Genomic DNA, 16480 nt, shown 5'->3' on the forward strand with positions numbered 1-16480 from the left:
TCAGAAACACCGCGCGCACAGGTTTAACGACGGCTTCGCCGCCGAACGCAGGCTTCGCCAGCTGCTACAGATCGCGTTCACCCTGCCAATGCTTGCCTTTCGGCGACTTCGGCCAGTACCGCAAGGTCCATATCACCCTCACCATGCTCTATGGCGTCCAGCAGGTTGGCGCGAATCATGTCGGCAGTGGGCATCCGGATTGAAACGTCCTCCGCAGCCGCGAGGATCAAGTCCACATCCTTGAGCCCAAGGGACGCTTTAAATGCGGCGGGCTCGTATCTGCGTTCACCGATGAGGGCGCCGTAGCCTTGATAAACCGGGCCGGTAAAAATGGTGCTCGAAACAAGGTCAATCAGATCGGCTGATTGAAGATCGTAGCGGGTGACCAGCACGGCCGCTTCACTCATGGCCTGCACCGCAGACACCAGCAGAAAGTTGGTCGCCAGCTTCATGGCGTTGGCGCTCGATGCCTTGTCGCCCAGCCGCCACGTCTTGCGTCCGATCAGATCGAGGAGCGGCTGCACACGTTCGATCGCGTGGCTTGGGCCGGCAGCCAGGATGTTGAGTTGTGCGGCGACAGCGACATTCGGCCGCCCCATCACAGGCGCGGCGATGTAGTCGATGCCCTGCGCTTCATGCACGGCGGCCAGTTCTTCGGCGAAGGCAACCGCGATGGTCGCCAGGTTGACATGAATCAGCGGGCCCTTGAGCTGCGACAGCAGCCCGGAGTCCAACAACACGGCACGCAACGCCTTGTCGTCAGCCAGCATGCTGAACACGACATCCGCGCTGAAGGCTTCAGCCGGGGTCGCAGCAGTCCTGGCGCCAAGCTCGACCAGTGTTTGCACGGCCTGGGGTGAGCGATTCCATACCCATAATTCATGGCCACTTTTCAAAAGGTTGGTTGCAATCGCCTGACCCATGCTGCCAAGACCCAGGAAACCGATCTTCATTGGATACGCCCTCTATGAGTAAGGAACGGTGAACATGTCATCCCTGTTCGCCCAGCAATTCCACCGGGTAGGAAAACACGTAGCCTTCGCTGCGCACGGTTTTGATGTAGGTCGACTCGCGCGAATCATCCATTAACCGTTGACGCAGGCGGCTCACCAGCAAATCGATGGAACGGTCGAACAGGTCGGCGTCGCGGCCCTGCGTCAGGTTGAGCAACTGGTCGCGGCTGAGCACCCGTTGCGGGTGATCCAGAAACACCCGCAGCAGTCGGTATTCGGCGCCGCTGAGGGCGACCATCGTGCCGTCTTCATCCAGCAAATGGCGGGCGGTGGTGTCCAGGCGCCAACGGCCAAAACCAAGATGCCGGCCACTTTCGGTGATCAGCAAGTTGGGCGGCAGCATTCGGGTACGACGCAGCACGGCATTGATCCGCGCCAGCAGTTCGCGGGCGGCAAAGGGTTTGGTCAGGTAGTCGTCGGCGCCCATTTCCAGACCGAGGATGCGGTCGGTTTCATCGTTACGCGCCGTGAGCATCAGGATCGGCGTGGCTTTGTGCTTGCCCGAACGCAATTCACGGCACAACACCAGGCCATCATCGCCGGGCATCATGAGGTCGAGCACGATCAGATCCACGGTATTGGCGTCGAGGAAACTGCGCATCTGTCGGCCATCAGCGACCACGGTGGTGCGCAGCCCGTTTTTCTTCAGGTAATTGCCGACCAGTTCGCGGATCTCGCGATCGTCATCGACAATCAGAATGTGGTTCACATGCTCCATCACTCAAACCTCTTGTTATTTGTGCGGTACGCGTCTGGCGAGCCCTGTTTTTCAGGTGCAAATGTATCGCACTGTATCCGGTGCGCTGCGTGACACCTTACGCCTTAATTGCCACGGTTTTACGACACATCGCCGATACCTCGGGCCGATTGAATGGGTTCCATCGAGACAAGGCAACTTGCCTCACAACCACTGCCCATTGAAACCTGAGGAAACCACCATGAACCGCACCAAACTTGTTGCCGCCAGCGTGTTCGCTGTCCTGAACGTCGCAGCCTTTGCGGCCCACGCCGATGATCAGGCCCAGCCGCAGACTTACACGTATGGCACGCACCTGGATGTTAAAAAGGTGATCTCTACAGTAGACGATAGCAACGGGAATTGCGGGATCGTCAATGCCCGCATGACCTACCTTGATTCCAGCGGCACGCTTAAGGTGCTGGACTACAGCAAATTTGCAGACTGCGGTAATCAGGGCAGCTAATCGGTCAATGGCACGGGATAGGGACCGGCTTGCCGTTCCTCAGCTCCTCGAGACCGGGCGCGCTGATTCTATGCGCTCCTCACATGGGATTTATGCAGATACATCACTGTCCTTTCAAAGGAACGGGGCACATTCTTGGCCGCAACCGCAGCAAACCCATCGCTAGTAAAGAGAGCCATAAAATGAGTGTGTTTACCCACGTTACAGTCGGCACCAATGATCTGGACAAGGCCCGCAGTTTCTACGACGACGTACTGGGCGAACTTGGCCAAAAACGTATCGCCGATCTTGGAGACAACGGGTCTATCTGGGGCGAGAATGCGCCGTCCTTCTTCGTGCTGAAACCGGCGAACGGCGCCCCTGCCAGCGTCGGCAATGGTGTGACCGTCAGTTTCGAGGCCCCGACGCGTGCCGCCATCGACGCGTTTCATACCGCCGCACTGGCCGCTGGCGGCACGTGTGAAGGCTTGCCCGGGCCACGTGGCTGGGCGCCGAATGCCTATGCAGCGTATGCCCGTGATCTGGACGGTAACAAATTGGCTGCCTATTGCTTCAAACCGGATTAAACCCGGGACGAGGCCGTAACGCAGTTTCTGTAGGAGCGAGCTTGCTCGCGATGGTCGGCAACGATAGCGCGTGTCTGTTGGCTAAACGCGGCGCTCTCGAGTCCATCGCGAGCAAGCTCGCTCCTACAACAGCATTACTCATTTACTGGCGTCGAGCACGACGCGGTAGCGCGCCTTGCCACTGCGCAAGTGGTCGATGGCTTCATTGACCTGGCTCATGGGGAAGAGCTCGACCTGCGGCAGGATCTGATGACGTGCGCAGAATTCGAGCATGGTCGCCGTGGTGCCGGGTGAACCGACCGGCGAGGCGGACAGGCTCTTTTGTTGGGGAATCAGGTCGAACACGTGCACGGGAATGGCGCCGGGCACGACCCCGACAAAATGCAGGCGGCCCTTGCCGCGCAGGGTGCCGAGCATGGCCGTCCAGTCGAGGTTGGCGTTGGCGGTGACCAGGAGAAAATCCAGGGTGCCGGCGATGGCTTTCAGGGCATCACTGTCGGTCGACGCGACGACGTTGTGTGCGCCCAGGCGCTTGGCTTCGTCTTGCTTGCTCAGCGACGAAGTAAACGCCGTGACTTCGCAGCCCCAGGCGTTGAGGAAGCGCAGGGCCAGGTGACCGAGGCCGCCGATACCCACGACACCGACCCGGTCAGTGGGTTTGATGTCGAACTGCAGCAGTGGGTTGAACACCGTCGAACCGGCGCAAAACAGTGGCCCGGCCATTGCCGGGTCGAGGCTGTCGGGGATTGGCAGGGCCCAGGCCCAGTGCGAACGCAAACGGTCGGCGAAGCCTCCGTTGCTGCCGATGATGGTGGGTTTGGCCGTGCCGCACAGGTGATGCGAGCCTCCCATACAGGAGGAGCAATGCATGCAACTGCCCTTGTACCAACCAATGCCCACCCGTTGCCCCGCTTCGAGGCCGCGTACCTGCGCGCCCACGCGCACGATACGGCCAACCACTTCGTGGCCGGGGATAAACGGGTATTGGCTGATCCCCCAGTCGTTGTCGATCAGCGACTGGTCGGAGTGGCAGACACCGCAATACTCCACGGCGACTTCTACCTCCTCATCTTCCAATGGACCGGGATCGTAGCTATAGCGCTCCAATGGCGCGCCGGCAGCTGTTGCGGCCCAGCCGGTGAAAGACTTGAGTTCGGTGTTATCGCTCATGGGATACCTCCAGATCAGGAGACAGGGATTGAGGTGTCGTGAAGAAGACAGGAAAGTGTAGCTGAGCGCCCGCCAAACAAAAGGTGTCCGGACTAACTGCAGGCATCACTGACGGCCTTCGCGGCGCGTTCAACTTCTTGGCGGGTATCGGTGGTTATGCGTTGTTTGATGAGTTTCTGGTCGAGGAACAGCCGGCTCCCCTGGTTTTTCAATTCGGCGTCGGTGGCGGCATCTTCCGCCTGCAATTCGGCAGCATGTGCGTCTATGACGGCTTCAACCTCGGCATCATTTTTCGCGGTGTCGAGCTTTCTGACCAGTTTGCCGACTTGTTCCGTTTCGGCCTCGGCGTAGGCGTCGACAGACAGTCCGGAAGCCATCGCTCGTGTTCGAACGTCCAGCGCCTCCATGTGCTGCTGTGCTGCCCGGCACACCGCATCCTGCCGCGCACTCTCGACAGCTCTCCATTCCACGAAGCCATACGTAGACGCGGCGATCACGGCAACGGTGAAGGTGGCACTAAACAATTGCGCTTTCACATTCCGCAACCTCAGCAGTCAGAGCAATGCCGCCTGTAGGAGCGAGCTTGCTCGCGATAGTCGTTAACGATAACGCGTGTTAACTGGCTAAGCGCGGTGCTCTTGAGTTCTTCGCGAGCGAGCTACTACAGTGAATGGCATTCCGACAGCAGTGAAACCATTCCAGGAATTAAAAGCGTAGCAGGGCGGGGCACTGCTGAAAAATCGCTTTAGGTGGTTATTTGCCTTCGGTGGGTTTTAAGGGGCGCAGTCGGCCAACTGTTCCAGCAGCTGGGATGAAGGCACAAAAAAAAGCCGCCAGTGACCGCCGTGCTGAAATCCAGCAGGCGGTCATAGTGGGTTTTCTGTGCCATCCACAAAGTCGATGATACTGCGCATGTCGCACCAATCCCGCACTGTGCTGGCAGCCTCACTGGCAGGCGTTAACGTCGCCACGATGAACATCGCGCTGCGGGTGATCGGGGTGCAGATCGATTGCGGCTCAAGTGTTTGATCGTTCATCCCTGGCTCACTTCACCAGCTCCACCTCACTCGGCCGCCACTCTTTGGTAAAGAACGACTCCAGTGGGCTGTAGAGCCGCAGGAGCATGAACCATCCCTTGTCCGGCATCGTCTGAATCCAGTTGCCTGCCTTGGCATCGGCCGGTTTGGAAGGACCGAAGTAAATGGTCGTTGAACCATCCGCGTTCTCCACGGCGGCCGGTGACGGATAAGTTTGACTCCCTGCGCGCGGGTAGCGTTGCGGTGTCTGGAGCATGGAGCGCGTCTGATTGTCGTAAACGGTGAACGACCAGAATTTTGCCGCCGGAATCTTCGGTGGCAGGGTCACCTTGTAGGTCTTGCCGCCGTCGAAGGGATTCTTTTCAGCATCAGTGAAACCCATCAGGTACTGCGAACCAACGTTGGGCAGCCGCATGATCATGCCCGGGGAGTCCATGGTGTAGCCGTAGTAGAAGGCCGCGCGGGAGTCGAGGGTCCGCGCGCCAGTCGGTGGCAGCGCTTTGAACAAGCCTTCCTTGGTGATCATCGGTGGCGGCGTCTCGAAGTCGAAACCACCTTGCCACAGCATGTTGGCCCACATCGAGTTCGGATAAAGAGCCCAGCCGGGATAGTCGGCACCACGCCAATTCAGCGTTCGCCCAGCCGCGTTGCCTACGGCCGCAGCGTCGGTGAGGATCTTCTTCATTCGCTCGTCCGGAACAAAGGGTTTGCCCTTCACGATACCAATAGCCGCCAATTCGCCCATAAGTTCGGGGCTGAACGACGTGGCGGGCTCCAGCTGTACGAGCTTATCGAGCATCTCGAAGTAAGAAAAATCGTTAGGCGGGATGGTGTTGAAGGATTTGCCACTGCCCTCGATGAACTTCGTTGGAGGTATCGGGAGGATGGGCTCCAAACGGACTTTGCCGTCGAGTGCCGTGGCGATGCTGGTGCCGTAGCCACCCGGTGTGTAGGGGTAGATCTTCAGCTTGTCTTTGATGAGATCAACAGCAGGTTTCGGGTCGTTGTTCTCCATAAAGGCGCGAACAGCGTAGAGCACATGGTTGGTTTTCGAGCGGCCAACAAAGTAACCTCCATCAGGAACAGGACCCTCGTAGTCCGGCGGCAGAATCAGGTATTTACCGCCTTCGCCCCGATCAGGTCCAGGTGCTCCGATGTCGATGATCCAGCCAAACCACATGTCATTAAGCGTACCGAGCGCCTTGGGTGGCACCTCAACCACTAACGGTCCTTTCGTCAAGTCGAGCGTTGCCACCGTGTAGATCGTATCGGCGTTGGCGGTGAGAAAGAGTGAGTTGGAGTCCATCAATTCCGAGAAGATGACCACCGAGTTGTCTTCAGCGCCAATGCTGTGGAAACCCTCGCGAATCGCATAGGCCGAGGCGCCGGAATAACTGTTCATGAAGGCGTCGACACCGCGACTGAACGCCAGCGTGTCGTAGACGTCCTGCGCGGTTTTTGCACTCGGCGCACCGTCCTTGAAGTCCAGCACACCGATGCGGGTCTCGATACGGTCTGGCGTCCTGACGCCTGGAGGGATTTCGGATGCTGCCTGGGCCGTGGTCAGGACCGGCAGCGTCAGTGTGGCAAGCGCCGCAAAAACGGCGATGGGTTTGAGAGCGTACGCCATGGGTGTTCTCCCGGGGAGATGGCTAATACCAGCAGCCGCAAGCATAGGTGCACATCCGCTATTGCTCCAGCGAATGGCGACTTTTGAGCTCGGGTGTGCATGAAACAGTCTTGTTTCGAATGCACGGCTGCATACCCCCCATGACTGGGGGGGTGAGATTAAGCCCGGCGCAATCTAATGCGACCACCTGTCCGGTAAACCATAATCGGCAACTGGCTGGCGGTTATGAGAACGCGCAAATGGCAAATGGCAAATGTCGAATCATCGACAATACTTCACTTCGCCTTACGGACTCGGTTGCGTTGTTATCTGATCGAATACCAATGCACTGTCGATGACGGCTGGATCAAGCCGGGGCTAAAGCGAATTTGCCCGTGCGTTTCAGCTTGCCTGGCAGGTTCTTCGCCGGATTGGGAGTTCGACATGAACAAATGCATTGAACGGCCTCTGCTGTCACTGATGGTGTTTGGTCTGTCCGTGAACAGTTACGCAGACAGCCAGGCAGAGTTGGCCAAGCAGGCCCTGAACCCGGTTGCGGCGTTGTACAGCTTGCCGATCCAGTACAACTGGAACCAGAAAATGGGCCCCAGCGGTGAAGGCATCCAGAGTGTCACCAATATTCAGCCCGTCTTGCCTTTCTCGCTCAACGATGACTGGAACCTGATTTCCCGCACGATCCTGCCGATCATCGATCAGCACGGACTGGCGCCGGGCGGTATCGCCGATAAAAACGGCGTGGGAGACACGTCCCAAAGCTTTTTCTTCTCACCGAAAAAACCGACTGACGGCGGCTGGATCTGGGGTGTCGGTCCGGCATTGCTGTTGCCGACCGGCAGCGACAAATTGCTCAGCAGCGAGCAGTGGGGATTGGGACCCACGGCGGTGGCATTGAAACAGGCCAACGGCTGGACAACGGGCATTCTGGCCAACCACATCTGGTCGCTGGAAAACAGCCCGGCCGATAACAAGGAGAAAGTGAACCAGACGTACCTGCAGCCCTTCCTGGTGTACACCACGGCGACTTACACCAGTTTTGGCATTAACACCGAATCCACTTATGACTGGCAGGCCAAGGAGTGGAATGTGCCGATCAACCTGTTTGTGACGCAGTTGTTCAAGGTGGGCAAGCAACCCATGAGTCTTCAGGTCGGGCCACGTTATTGGGCGGACAGCCCCGAAGATGGCGCTCATGGCTGGGGCTTTCGGGTGGCATACACGCTACTCTTTCCAAAATGAAAGGCGTCACCGCAATGCGCCGCAGTGGCTCGCTGCCTGATCGACCGCGGCAGTTCATGGCCGAGCCCCTCTTTGTTTTGCAGAAGGCCTGAAAATGGATCACATAGAGCCACAACTGATCCTGAAAACGACACCGCCGCGCAGCCAGAAGTCTGCCCGGATGCGCAGTCGGCTGGCGCTCGATACCCCGGAATTGACCGACAAGGTAGTGATCGCCGTTCACGCACCTGCCGGTTTCGGCAAGACGTTTCTGTTGACTCAGTGGCGCCGGGAATGTTTGTCCCTCGGGGCGGTGGTGGCGTGGCTGACGCTCGATGCGCGCGATGACGGCGCCCGATTTGTCCAGGGTCTGGGAACGGCCATGGCAGTTGGCAGTGGGCGACCGTCCTTCGCTCGCGCCTTCGAGAGTGTTCCGGGGCGCGCGCGCGACGAGCTGGAGGGACTGACGCAGTGGCTGGCAGAAGTCGCTGATCTGGGCAGCGAAACGGTGCTGATTCTGGACGAGGCTGACGCCCTGCCCGAGATGACCGTCCGTCAAGCGCTGACGTACCTGTTGCACAACGCACCGGCCAATTTGCGCATCATCATGGCCTCTCGTGCGCGCTTGAACCTGCAAGTGGCCGATCTTGCGGCACGGGGCCGCTACGCCACAATCACTAGCACCGCACTGCGCTTTTCGGTCGAAGAGTCGGTAGCGATACTGGGCGGTCGCTTTGGCGCGCGTATCGATGCTGATCTTTGTGTGCGACTGCATGAGATCACCGAAGGTTGGCCCCTCGGTCTGCAGTTGGCGATTTCGGCGATGGAAAAGAGCCCTGATTTGACTGCCGCCATCAAAGAGCTGGCGACAGGGTCCGGTGATATCAAGCGCTATTTCGTCGATAGCCTGATTGCTCATCTCACCGAAGAACAGGTCGTATTTCTAACCGGTATTGCGTTGCTGGAAATGGTTCAGCCTTCGTTGTGCATGGCGTTGACAGGCAATCCACGCTCGGGTGAATTGCTTAAGGATCTGTGTATCTCGACCCCCATTTTTGTCGAGAGTGTCGACAGCGATTGGGTGCGTATTCATCCGCTGGCTCGGGAGTTCTTGCTCGGACGGTTTGCCAAGTTGCCCCTGGAGCAACGCCAGGGTTTTCACGAGCGTGCGGCTGTCTGGCTGGAACAACACGGATTTCTGGAACAGGCCGCCCGGCAATACCTGTCGGCAGGCCTGCCGCAGCCTGCCTACAGCATCATTGAAGAATGCCTGTACGAAGTCATGTTGCATGGTCAGTTGAGCAGAGTGCTGGAATGGGTTGAAGAGCTCGGGCTTGAGGACATCAAGACGCATCCTCGCATCTGCCTGGCAGCGGCCTGGACATTGGCGATGGGCGACCGTCAAGCGGAAGCCGCTGGATTGATTGCCAGCATTGAGCAGCACCCGTCCGCCGACGAAGCCACTCGATGCGAAGCCGTCGCCATCGCCACGGCGGCCGCCTACTTCGGCGATCGGCCTGACGAATCGCTGGCGCTGATTTCTCCATGGGCCGACAGACTGCCTTCGTTCTCGACCAAGCTTCAAGCCATTGTGGCCAATCAATTTGCGCGGTTGGCGCTGTTCGAGGGGCAGCCCGAGAAGGTCCGGCGCCTTTTTCAGCGAGCTCCACATTATGCGTGGAGTCCGGGGCTGGATGCCATTCGCGGGATGGGCGAGTGGATGGTAGGGCTGTCGTATTTGTGTGAAGGGCGGATGGAGTCCGCACAGGCTTCCCTGCACGACAGCCTGATGCGTGCCGAGCGGGACATCGGTCGGCGCAGTCCCGTGGCCGTCATGTTGGCTGGCACTCTGGCCGCGGTGTTGTTGGAACTCGGTGACGTTCAGGAAGCGAGTACCGTGCTGGCAAACAGGCTGGACATGGTCGAACGGCTGGCTTCGCCGCATGCGATTGTGTTGGGCTACATCACTGCCTCCCGCCTGGCGTCGATACAGGGCCAGGGAAATCGCGGGCAGGATCTGCTTGAGGCGCTATTTGCGCTTGGCGACGAACGTGGCATTCCCAGGTTTTGCATCGCTTCGCTTGGCGAGCAAATTCGCTTGCATGCCCTGCAGGGACGCAGCGATACCTGTCAGGCACTCTGGCGACGCCTGGACGCTGTCACGCCGGTTATCGCCCGTGAAGAAGCCGGTTTGCTCGGTCCGGAACTCGCGTTGCTGGCGGGCGTGGCCAACGCTTATGTCCTGCTGGCCAGGCGCGAATGGCAGGCCATGCTGGTGGTGCTCGACAAGGTCAGCGCCACGGCCGAACACTTGCGCCGTGGCCGGGAAATTGTGCAGATCAAACTGCTCAAGGCCCTGGCACTCAAGGCGACCGGCGAAGACGGCACCGCCTGTTTGCTCGAAGCCGTCAGCCTCGCGCAAGAGAATGGTATGCAACGCGTGGTGCAGGATACCCATCCCGATCTGAGCAAATGGCTGCAATCGCTCAAGCGCGAAACGGTCCCGCCAGTGGCAGCCGCTGCACCGGTACCGGCGCCCGCTTCGCGGCCGGAGTCCGCGACATCGAGCGTTTCACCCAGCCGCCTGCTGACCCCCAAGGAGCGTGAGGTGTTGCAGCTGCTCGCACGCAATCTCTCCAACAAGCAAATTGCCCTGGCGCTGAATGTCGGTGAAGAAACCGTGAAGTGGCACCTGAAAAACCTGTTTGGAAAGTTCCAGGCCGGGACACGGCAGCACGTCGTGGCGCGTGCGTACATGCTTGGGATTCTCGAAACAGCGGGCTGAGAAATCCGGTAGATCAAAAGATCGCAGCCTTCGGCAGCTCCTACACGTCCTCTGTAGGAGCTGCCGGAGGCTGCGATCTTTTGATCTTTAAGCCAGCAGCCGTTACCGCAGAAACGGACATCTAACCCCCCAGTCCGATTTCACGCCTCCCCCCCTGCCAATGGGGGGTTTACACCCGCCTCTTCGCCATAGTCTGGCCCCCAACAAGAGCGCAATGCGCATCGGCAGGTGGGGAGCAAGGGTTATGTCGGAAAGAGTGCTGGTCGCGGGTGCAGGAATGGCGCCGTTTCTGCCGCTGGGTGGCTGTGACAGTCATGCCGCGTTGGCAGGGCGGGCCATTCGTGCGGCGCTGGCCGATGCGCGAATCGACTATGACCTGGTCGATCAGGTGTTCACCTCCTGCGTCCACGGCGAAGCGGGTATAGCCGAGCAGATGCTGTCGCAGATCGGCTACTCCGGCGTGCCGGTTTTCAGCCTCGCCGATGGTTGTGCCTCCGCCAGCAGTGCTTTTCAGTTGGCCCGCAACAGCGTGCTGTGCGGTCAGGCGGAATGCGTTCTGGTAGTGGGCGTCGAGTGCATGCCAGCGCGGATTTCCAATCGTGAGTTCTTCGGTTTGAAAGAGCTCGCTCGCGATGAGTCGGCCATGGTCGGTCCGAGTGGCGACGTCGCATTTATCGAGCGTCGACAGCAACCGGCGCTGCTGTTCGCAGCCCAGACCAGTTGGCTGCTGACGCGGCTGGGCGTTTCCGAAAGCAGTTTCGATCAGGTGCTTGAGCGGGCGCGGATCCAGGCCGGACTCAACCCTTACGCCGTATTGAACCGCGTGCCGGGTCGCGACGGATGGCTTCCGCCTTACCTGTGCCCGCCAGCCTGCGGAGCGGCGGCCGTCCTGATCTGCACACCGGCCTTCGCCTTGCGCTTCGGCGCTCGGGCCGACGTCAGCGTTTTGGCCAGTGCCCGGGGCAGTGACAGTACTTCAGAGCAAGAGTCGGGCTGTGTGCTCGATGTGCTGGGACGGGCGACCACCCGGCGCGTGGCGCAGCAGGCCTATCAGCAAGCCGGTCTTGGCGCGGAAGACATTGACGTGGCTGAACTGCATGACCAAAGCGTCGGCGACTTCATGGTCAACAGCGCCGCGCTGGGTTTTTGCAGGGAGACGGAGATCGATCGGTTCATTCAACTCAGTGGCCCGTTGAAAGGGCAGTCGAATGCAGTGAACCCCTCGGGTGGCTTGCTCGGACGTGGACACGCCCCAGGCGCCACCGGGCTGGCGCAACTGGTCGAGCTGGTCTGGCAACTGCGCGACCAGACCGACGGCAGACAAATTAGGGGCGCCCGTACGGCGCTACAGCACAGCACGGCCCTGGGTCGGGCCGTGTCGATCACCATTTTGCAGCGCACGTGAGAGGAGGCGCGGGTGCCGTAATTGAAAACCATGACTTTTCGTAAACCATAGAGCAGGTGGCACGTTTGATGAACAAAAATAATAAGATCTGCCATGCAAACCTTCGCAAGGGGTTGCTGACTTCGGCGATTCTGACCGGTCTGGGCATCGCTCCCGTGCAGGCGGTCGAGATCAACACCGGGAATGAAGACTTTGCGGTGCGCTTCGACAACACGCTGAAGTTCAACTACGCCCAGCGCGTGGAAGCACCCAATAGCAAGTTGGCCCATTCGTGGAACAACAACGACGGGGATCGCAACTTCTCGTCCGGCAGCCCGGTTGCTCAACGCCTGGATGTGTTGTCCGAACTGGATGTGGTTTACAAACAAAAAGCCGGTTTCCGGGTCAGTGCCAACTCCTGGTACGACCACGCCTATGACGATATCGGCAGCGATAACGCCTCGACCAACCAGCTGAACAACGGCCGGCCGGATTCCCGTCACCAGAGCGGTTACGCCGATCGTTATTACAACGGTCCGTCCTCGGAGATTCTCGATGCCTTTGTGTTTGGCAGTACGGAAGTCGGCGACGAATCCTTGCTTAGCGGCAAGGCAGGCAAACACACCGTTTACTGGGGCGAGACCATCCTCGCGTTTGCCCACGGCAACAGTTACGGCCAATCGGGCCTGGATATTTCCAAGGCACTGGCGATCCCGGGAACAGAAGCCAAAGAGCTGTTCATTCCGCGCAATCAGTTGTCTGCCAGCTTTACGGTCAACCCGGAGCTGACCCTTGGCGCGCAGTACTTCCTGGATTGGGACGCGGCGCGGTTGCCGGAATCGGGCACCTACCTGGGTTTCAACGACGGTATTCAGAGCGGTGGGCATAACCTGTCGTTGGTCGCTGCACAGAACCCCCGGTTCGGCACGCCCGGTCCATTGGGTGCCAACCAGTTCCTGCGCCTGACCAACGGGCATACCTATACGCCGGATAACCACGGCGACTTCGGCTTGATGGCCAAGTGGAGCCCGGAGTGGCTGCAGGGCACCCTGGGTGTCTACTACCGCAAGACCTCCGACATTCTGCCGAATCTGGTGCTGCAGCCGACGGCTGTCGGTCCTGCGCAACTGATTTCCGGCAATGCCGGCAGCTACAACCAGTTCTACGTCGACGACATCGATGTCTACGGCATCAGCCTGTCGAAAAGCATCGAAGGCGTCAGCGTCGGCCTCGACGTCAACTACCGCCACAACATGCCGCTGGCCAGCGTGCCGGCAACCGTCAATCCAGCGGCTGGCGCTGCCGGTTTGCCGGGCTTCATCAGCAGTTTCAACGGTGACAACGGCGTGGCCCGAGGCAACACCGTGCATGCGGTGCTCAATGGCCTGACCACGTTTGGCGACACGCCGGTCTGGGACAGCTCGACCTTGCTGGTCGAACTCGCCTACAGCCGCTGGTTGGACGTCACCGAGAACAAGCAATTGTTCAAAGGCGAAGATTGGTATCGCGGTGTCGACAAGGTCACCAAGGACAACTACGTCCTGGGCGTCAACTTCAACCCGACCTGGTACCAGGTGTTCCCCGGCATCGATATGTACTTGCCGGCCACCTACAACGTCGGGCTGTCGGGCAACTCTGCTGTTCAATTGGGGGGTAACAAGAATTCAGGCAGCTACTCGGTGGGCGTTGGCATGGACGTGCACAACCAGTACCGGTTTGACCTGAAGTACGTAGACAACTTTGGTCCGTTCGACACCTGCGATTCCGCCGGTAGCGCGGGTGCACAAGGCGCAGGCGCCGCACCCGGGGCCAATAGTCAATACAACTGTGTACCGGGGCAGCCCACTGCTTTCGGCGGTACGCCATCTCAGCTCAAGGATCGGGGCATGGTCACGTTTACCTTCAAAACGACCATTTGATCGAAGTCTTTGCTTGATAGCAGGAGTCACTCATGAAGTTCGTCAACACGCTTTTGTTTACTGCCTTGACCGTCGCCATCGCCGGCGTGGCCCACGCTGCAGTTTCCCCTGATGAAGCAGCCAAACTGGGCAGCAGCCTGACCGCCGTCGGCGCGGAAAAAGCCGGCAATGCCGACAGCACCATTCCGGCCTACACCGGCGGTATCACCACGCCGCCTGCCAGCTTCCAGGCCGGCAGTTCGTTCCGTCCGGACCCTTTCGAGGCCGACAAGCCGCGTGCGGTCGTCGATGGCAAAAACCTCAGCCAGTACGCTGGCAAGCTGACCGCGACCACCCAGGAATTGCTCAAGCGCTACCCGACGTTCAGGGTCGATGTGTATCCGACCCATCGCAGCGTTGCGCTGCCGCAACGGCTGCTGGATAACACCGCGAAAAACGCGGTCGTCACCAAAACACTCGAGGGCGGTGTAGCGCTGGAAAATGCGCTGCCAGGCGTCCCGTTCCCGATCCCGAAAGATGGCTATGAAGCCATGTGGAACCACCTGCTGCGCTATCAGGGCTACGCCACCAACTTCAAATACGATTCCTGGAACGTCGACGGTTCCGGTTCGGCGATTCTGGCCACGTCTGGTAATGCCTATCTGGAATACCCGCTCTACGATCCGAAGCGTACGGAACCGGCGAAAGAGACCGATCTGTTCTTCAAGACCAAGCTCTACTACCAGGCCCCGGCCCGCCGCGCCGGTGAAGCCATCCTGGTGCAGGATGCGGTCAACCCGCTGAAAATGGAGCGTCGTGGCTGGCAATACCTGCCGGGCCAGCGCCGAATCAAGCTTGCTCCGGACATCGCCTACGACACGCCAAACCCGGGCTCGGCCGGTGCCTCGACCTATGACGATGCCTGGGTGTTCAACGGTGCAATGGATCGCTACGACTTCAAGCTGGTCGGCAAGAAGGAAATGATCATTCCTTACAACACCTACAAGCTGAACTACCACAAGGAAGCGGCGGACATCACCACGCCGCACCACGTCAACCCGGACCTGGTGCGTTGGGAGCTGCACCGCGTGTGGGTGGTAGAAGCCACGCTGAAACCGGGCAAACGCCACATCTACAGCAAGCGCACCTTCTACCTCGACGAAGACAGTTGGATTGCACTGGCCTCCGATGAATATGACGCCAGCGGCAAGTTGTACCGCGGCTCCTTTGCACACCTGGCTTACAGCTATGACGTGCAGGCGCCGAATTCCGACAACCACATGATTTATGACTTTGTCTCCGGTAGCTACAACATCACCGGCATCTACGGCCCGTATGGCGGCGTCAAGTACATCGACCCGCTTTCGAAAGCGCAGTGGGCACCTGAGTCATTGGCTGGCACTGGCATTCGCTAAGCCATAGACGCAGGTGTTTTTTTGTCGCCGACAGTGCTCCTCGCGCTGTCTGGCGGCTTTTTTTGCCGAGTAAACCTCATGAATGCATTTAGATGGATAACGCTGGCGGCGCTAGGCGTGGCATTGGCCGTGCCCTTTACCCGAGCGGTGGTCGCCGCGGATTTTGTCGACCCGCTGTCAAGTCCGGCGACTGCAAGCGAAAAAGCCATTAACGGAATGTTCACCGGGCTGGCCACTGCCGGTAAGCGTCTGGTTGCCGTAGGGCAACGAGGCCATATTTTTTACTCTGATGACAATGGCGTCCGTTGGCATCAGGCACAAGTGCCAGTGAGTTCCGACCTGGTGGCTGTGCAGTTCCCGACCCCGACTCAGGGTTGGGCGGTCGGGCATGACGGCGTTGTGTTGCACAGCGACAACAATGGCGAAACCTGGACGCGCCAGCTCGATGGCCGTCAGGTTGGGCAGATCATGCTCGAACACTATCAGCAGCAAGCAGCGCCGGATGAGGCTCTGTTGGCTGATGCTCAGAGAATGATCGATGAAGGGGCGGACAAGCCCTTCCTGGACGTGTGGTTCGCGGATGAGAAAACCGGCTACGTCGTCGGCGCGTTCAACCTGATTTTCCGCACTGACGATGGCGGCCGGACCTGGGTTCCATTGATGGACCGTACGGACAATCCGGGCGCGCTGAACCTCTACGGAATGCGTGCCATCGGTGATGACCTGTTTATCGTCGGTGAGCAAGGTCTGGTGCTGAAACTGGACCCGGCGACGCAACGCTTCGTCAATCTGCCTACGCCCTATAACGGCAGCTATTTCGGTATCACCGGCAAGCCGGGCGCCGTGCTGGTTTATGGCCTGCGCGGCAATGTTTACCGCAGCGTCGGTCACGGCGCGAGCTGGGACAAAGTCGAGCTGGGCGTGTCCTCAAGCATCACCGCGAGCACCGTCACCGCAGACGGTCGAATCATTCTGGTCAGCCAGGCCGGTCACGTACTGGTCAGCGCTGACGACGGCGCAAGCTTCACGCAAAAGCCACAGGAGCGCATGGGCCCCGCCGCTGCGGCGCAGGCCGTTGCATCAGGCTCCGTGGTGGTCGCAGGCGCACAGGGCTTGCGCCAGTTGCCCTTCGAATGAGCCCACTTCACACAATAAAAAGAGACGA

The 16480-nt window shown here is 59.5% G+C and carries 14 protein-coding genes and 1 pseudogene; 8 read left to right on the forward strand and 7 right to left on the reverse strand.

Annotation, left to right across the window (positions count from 1 at the left end; genetic code table 11):
* Positions 1-77: 77 nt before the first annotated feature.
* Both ACA052_RS11615 and ACA052_RS11620 read right to left on the reverse strand, forming a co-directional pair.
* Positions 78-953: an NAD(P)-dependent oxidoreductase gene (locus tag ACA052_RS11615; RefSeq protein ID WP_497649790.1), complete on the reverse strand. Its 876-nt coding sequence runs from the start codon at positions 951-953 to the stop codon at positions 78-80.
* Between the two features lie 37 nt (positions 954-990).
* Positions 991-1731, reverse strand: coding sequence for a response regulator (locus tag ACA052_RS11620; RefSeq protein ID WP_497649791.1), 741 nt, complete (start codon positions 1729-1731; stop codon positions 991-993).
* Between the two features lie 220 nt (positions 1732-1951).
* On the opposite strand from ACA052_RS11620, the gene ACA052_RS11625 reads away from it, so the two are divergent.
* Both ACA052_RS11625 and ACA052_RS11630 read left to right on the forward strand, forming a co-directional pair.
* Positions 1952-2215, forward strand: a complete 264-nt coding sequence (locus ACA052_RS11625; RefSeq protein WP_497649792.1) for a DUF2790 domain-containing protein — start codon at positions 1952-1954, stop codon at positions 2213-2215.
* Positions 2216-2397: 182 nt separating this feature from the next.
* Positions 2398-2781 carry a VOC family protein gene (locus ACA052_RS11630; RefSeq protein ID WP_497649793.1) on the forward strand — a complete coding sequence of 128 codons (384 nt, stop codon included), beginning with the start codon at positions 2398-2400 and terminating at the stop codon, positions 2779-2781.
* Between the two features lie 138 nt (positions 2782-2919).
* On the opposite strand, the gene ahr is transcribed toward ACA052_RS11630, so the two are convergent.
* From ahr to ACA052_RS11655, 5 genes and pseudogenes are all read right to left on the reverse strand, one after another.
* Positions 2920-3951, reverse strand: a complete 1032-nt coding sequence (ahr, locus tag ACA052_RS11635; RefSeq protein WP_497649794.1) for an NADPH-dependent aldehyde reductase Ahr — start codon at positions 3949-3951, stop codon at positions 2920-2922.
* Positions 3952-4043: 92 nt separating this feature from the next.
* Positions 4044-4487 carry a hypothetical protein gene (locus tag ACA052_RS11640; RefSeq protein WP_497649795.1) on the reverse strand — a complete coding sequence of 148 codons (444 nt, stop codon included), beginning with the start codon at positions 4485-4487 and terminating at the stop codon, positions 4044-4046.
* A 237-nt stretch (positions 4488-4724) separates the two neighbouring features.
* Positions 4725-4825: pseudogene (locus ACA052_RS11645) on the reverse strand (Dyp-type peroxidase); the annotation flags it as partial.
* Positions 4818-4988 carry a hypothetical protein gene (locus tag ACA052_RS11650; RefSeq protein ID WP_497650421.1) on the reverse strand — a complete coding sequence of 57 codons (171 nt, stop codon included), beginning with the start codon at positions 4986-4988 and terminating at the stop codon, positions 4818-4820. The pseudogene ACA052_RS11645 and the gene ACA052_RS11650, both read right to left, overlap by 8 nt.
* A 7-nt stretch (positions 4989-4995) precedes the next feature.
* Positions 4996-6618, reverse strand: coding sequence for a DUF1254 domain-containing protein (locus tag ACA052_RS11655; protein ID WP_497649796.1), 1623 nt, complete (start codon positions 6616-6618; stop codon positions 4996-4998).
* A 459-nt stretch (positions 6619-7077) separates the two neighbouring features.
* On the opposite strand from ACA052_RS11655, the gene ACA052_RS11660 reads away from it, so the two are divergent.
* The 6 genes from ACA052_RS11660 to ACA052_RS11685 all read left to right on the forward strand — a co-directional run bounded on the left by ACA052_RS11660 (position 7078) and on the right by ACA052_RS11685 (position 16452).
* A complete protein-coding gene (locus ACA052_RS11660; protein ID WP_497650308.1) occupies positions 7078-7854 on the forward strand; it encodes a transporter in 777 nt (258 codons plus the stop codon).
* Positions 7855-7948: 94 nt separating this feature from the next.
* Positions 7949-10618 carry a helix-turn-helix transcriptional regulator gene (locus ACA052_RS11665; RefSeq protein WP_497649797.1) on the forward strand — a complete coding sequence of 890 codons (2670 nt, stop codon included), beginning with the start codon at positions 7949-7951 and terminating at the stop codon, positions 10616-10618.
* A 244-nt stretch (positions 10619-10862) separates the two neighbouring features.
* Positions 10863-12023, forward strand: a complete 1161-nt coding sequence (locus ACA052_RS11670) for a thiolase C-terminal domain-containing protein (RefSeq protein WP_497649798.1) — start codon at positions 10863-10865, stop codon at positions 12021-12023.
* 68 nt (positions 12024-12091) lie between these two features.
* Positions 12092-13921 carry a DUF1302 domain-containing protein gene (locus ACA052_RS11675; protein WP_497649799.1) on the forward strand — a complete coding sequence of 610 codons (1830 nt, stop codon included), beginning with the start codon at positions 12092-12094 and terminating at the stop codon, positions 13919-13921.
* 32 nt (positions 13922-13953) lie between these two features.
* Positions 13954-15315 (forward strand): DUF1329 domain-containing protein, encoded by a 1362-nt coding sequence (locus tag ACA052_RS11680; protein WP_497649800.1) that lies wholly within the window; start codon positions 13954-13956, stop codon positions 15313-15315.
* Between the two features lie 78 nt (positions 15316-15393).
* Positions 15394-16452, forward strand: a complete 1059-nt coding sequence (locus tag ACA052_RS11685; protein ID WP_497649801.1) for a WD40/YVTN/BNR-like repeat-containing protein — start codon at positions 15394-15396, stop codon at positions 16450-16452.
* Positions 16453-16480: the final 28 nt, after the last annotated feature.

Source organism: Pseudomonas sp. LBUM1644, assembly GCF_059716195.1.

Bases quoted from the DNA above. Each gene is read 5' to 3' on its own strand.
- ACA052_RS11615 (WP_497649790.1), bottom strand. From the start codon at position 953: ATGAAGATCGGTTTCCTGGGTCTTGGCAGCATGGGTCAGGCGATTGCA.
- ACA052_RS11620 (WP_497649791.1), bottom strand. From the start codon at position 1,731: ATGGAGCATGTGAACCACATTCTGATTGTCGATGACGATCGCGAGATC.
- ACA052_RS11625 (WP_497649792.1), top strand. From the start codon at position 1,952: ATGAACCGCACCAAACTTGTTGCCGCCAGCGTGTTCGCTGTCCTGAAC.
- ACA052_RS11630 (WP_497649793.1), top strand. From the start codon at position 2,398: ATGAGTGTGTTTACCCACGTTACAGTCGGCACCAATGATCTGGACAAG.
- ahr (WP_497649794.1), bottom strand. From the start codon at position 3,951: ATGAGCGATAACACCGAACTCAAGTCTTTCACCGGCTGGGCCGCAACA.
- ACA052_RS11650 (WP_497650421.1), bottom strand. From the start codon at position 4,988: ATGAACGATCAAACACTTGAGCCGCAATCGATCTGCACCCCGATCACC.
- ACA052_RS11655 (WP_497649796.1), bottom strand. From the start codon at position 6,618: ATGGCGTACGCTCTCAAACCCATCGCCGTTTTTGCGGCGCTTGCCACA.
- ACA052_RS11660 (WP_497650308.1), top strand. From the start codon at position 7,078: ATGGTGTTTGGTCTGTCCGTGAACAGTTACGCAGACAGCCAGGCAGAG.
- ACA052_RS11665 (WP_497649797.1), top strand. From the start codon at position 7,949: ATGGATCACATAGAGCCACAACTGATCCTGAAAACGACACCGCCGCGC.
- ACA052_RS11670 (WP_497649798.1), top strand. From the start codon at position 10,863: ATGTCGGAAAGAGTGCTGGTCGCGGGTGCAGGAATGGCGCCGTTTCTG.
- ACA052_RS11675 (WP_497649799.1), top strand. From the start codon at position 12,092: ATGAACAAAAATAATAAGATCTGCCATGCAAACCTTCGCAAGGGGTTG.
- ACA052_RS11680 (WP_497649800.1), top strand. From the start codon at position 13,954: ATGAAGTTCGTCAACACGCTTTTGTTTACTGCCTTGACCGTCGCCATC.
- ACA052_RS11685 (WP_497649801.1), top strand. From the start codon at position 15,394: ATGAATGCATTTAGATGGATAACGCTGGCGGCGCTAGGCGTGGCATTG.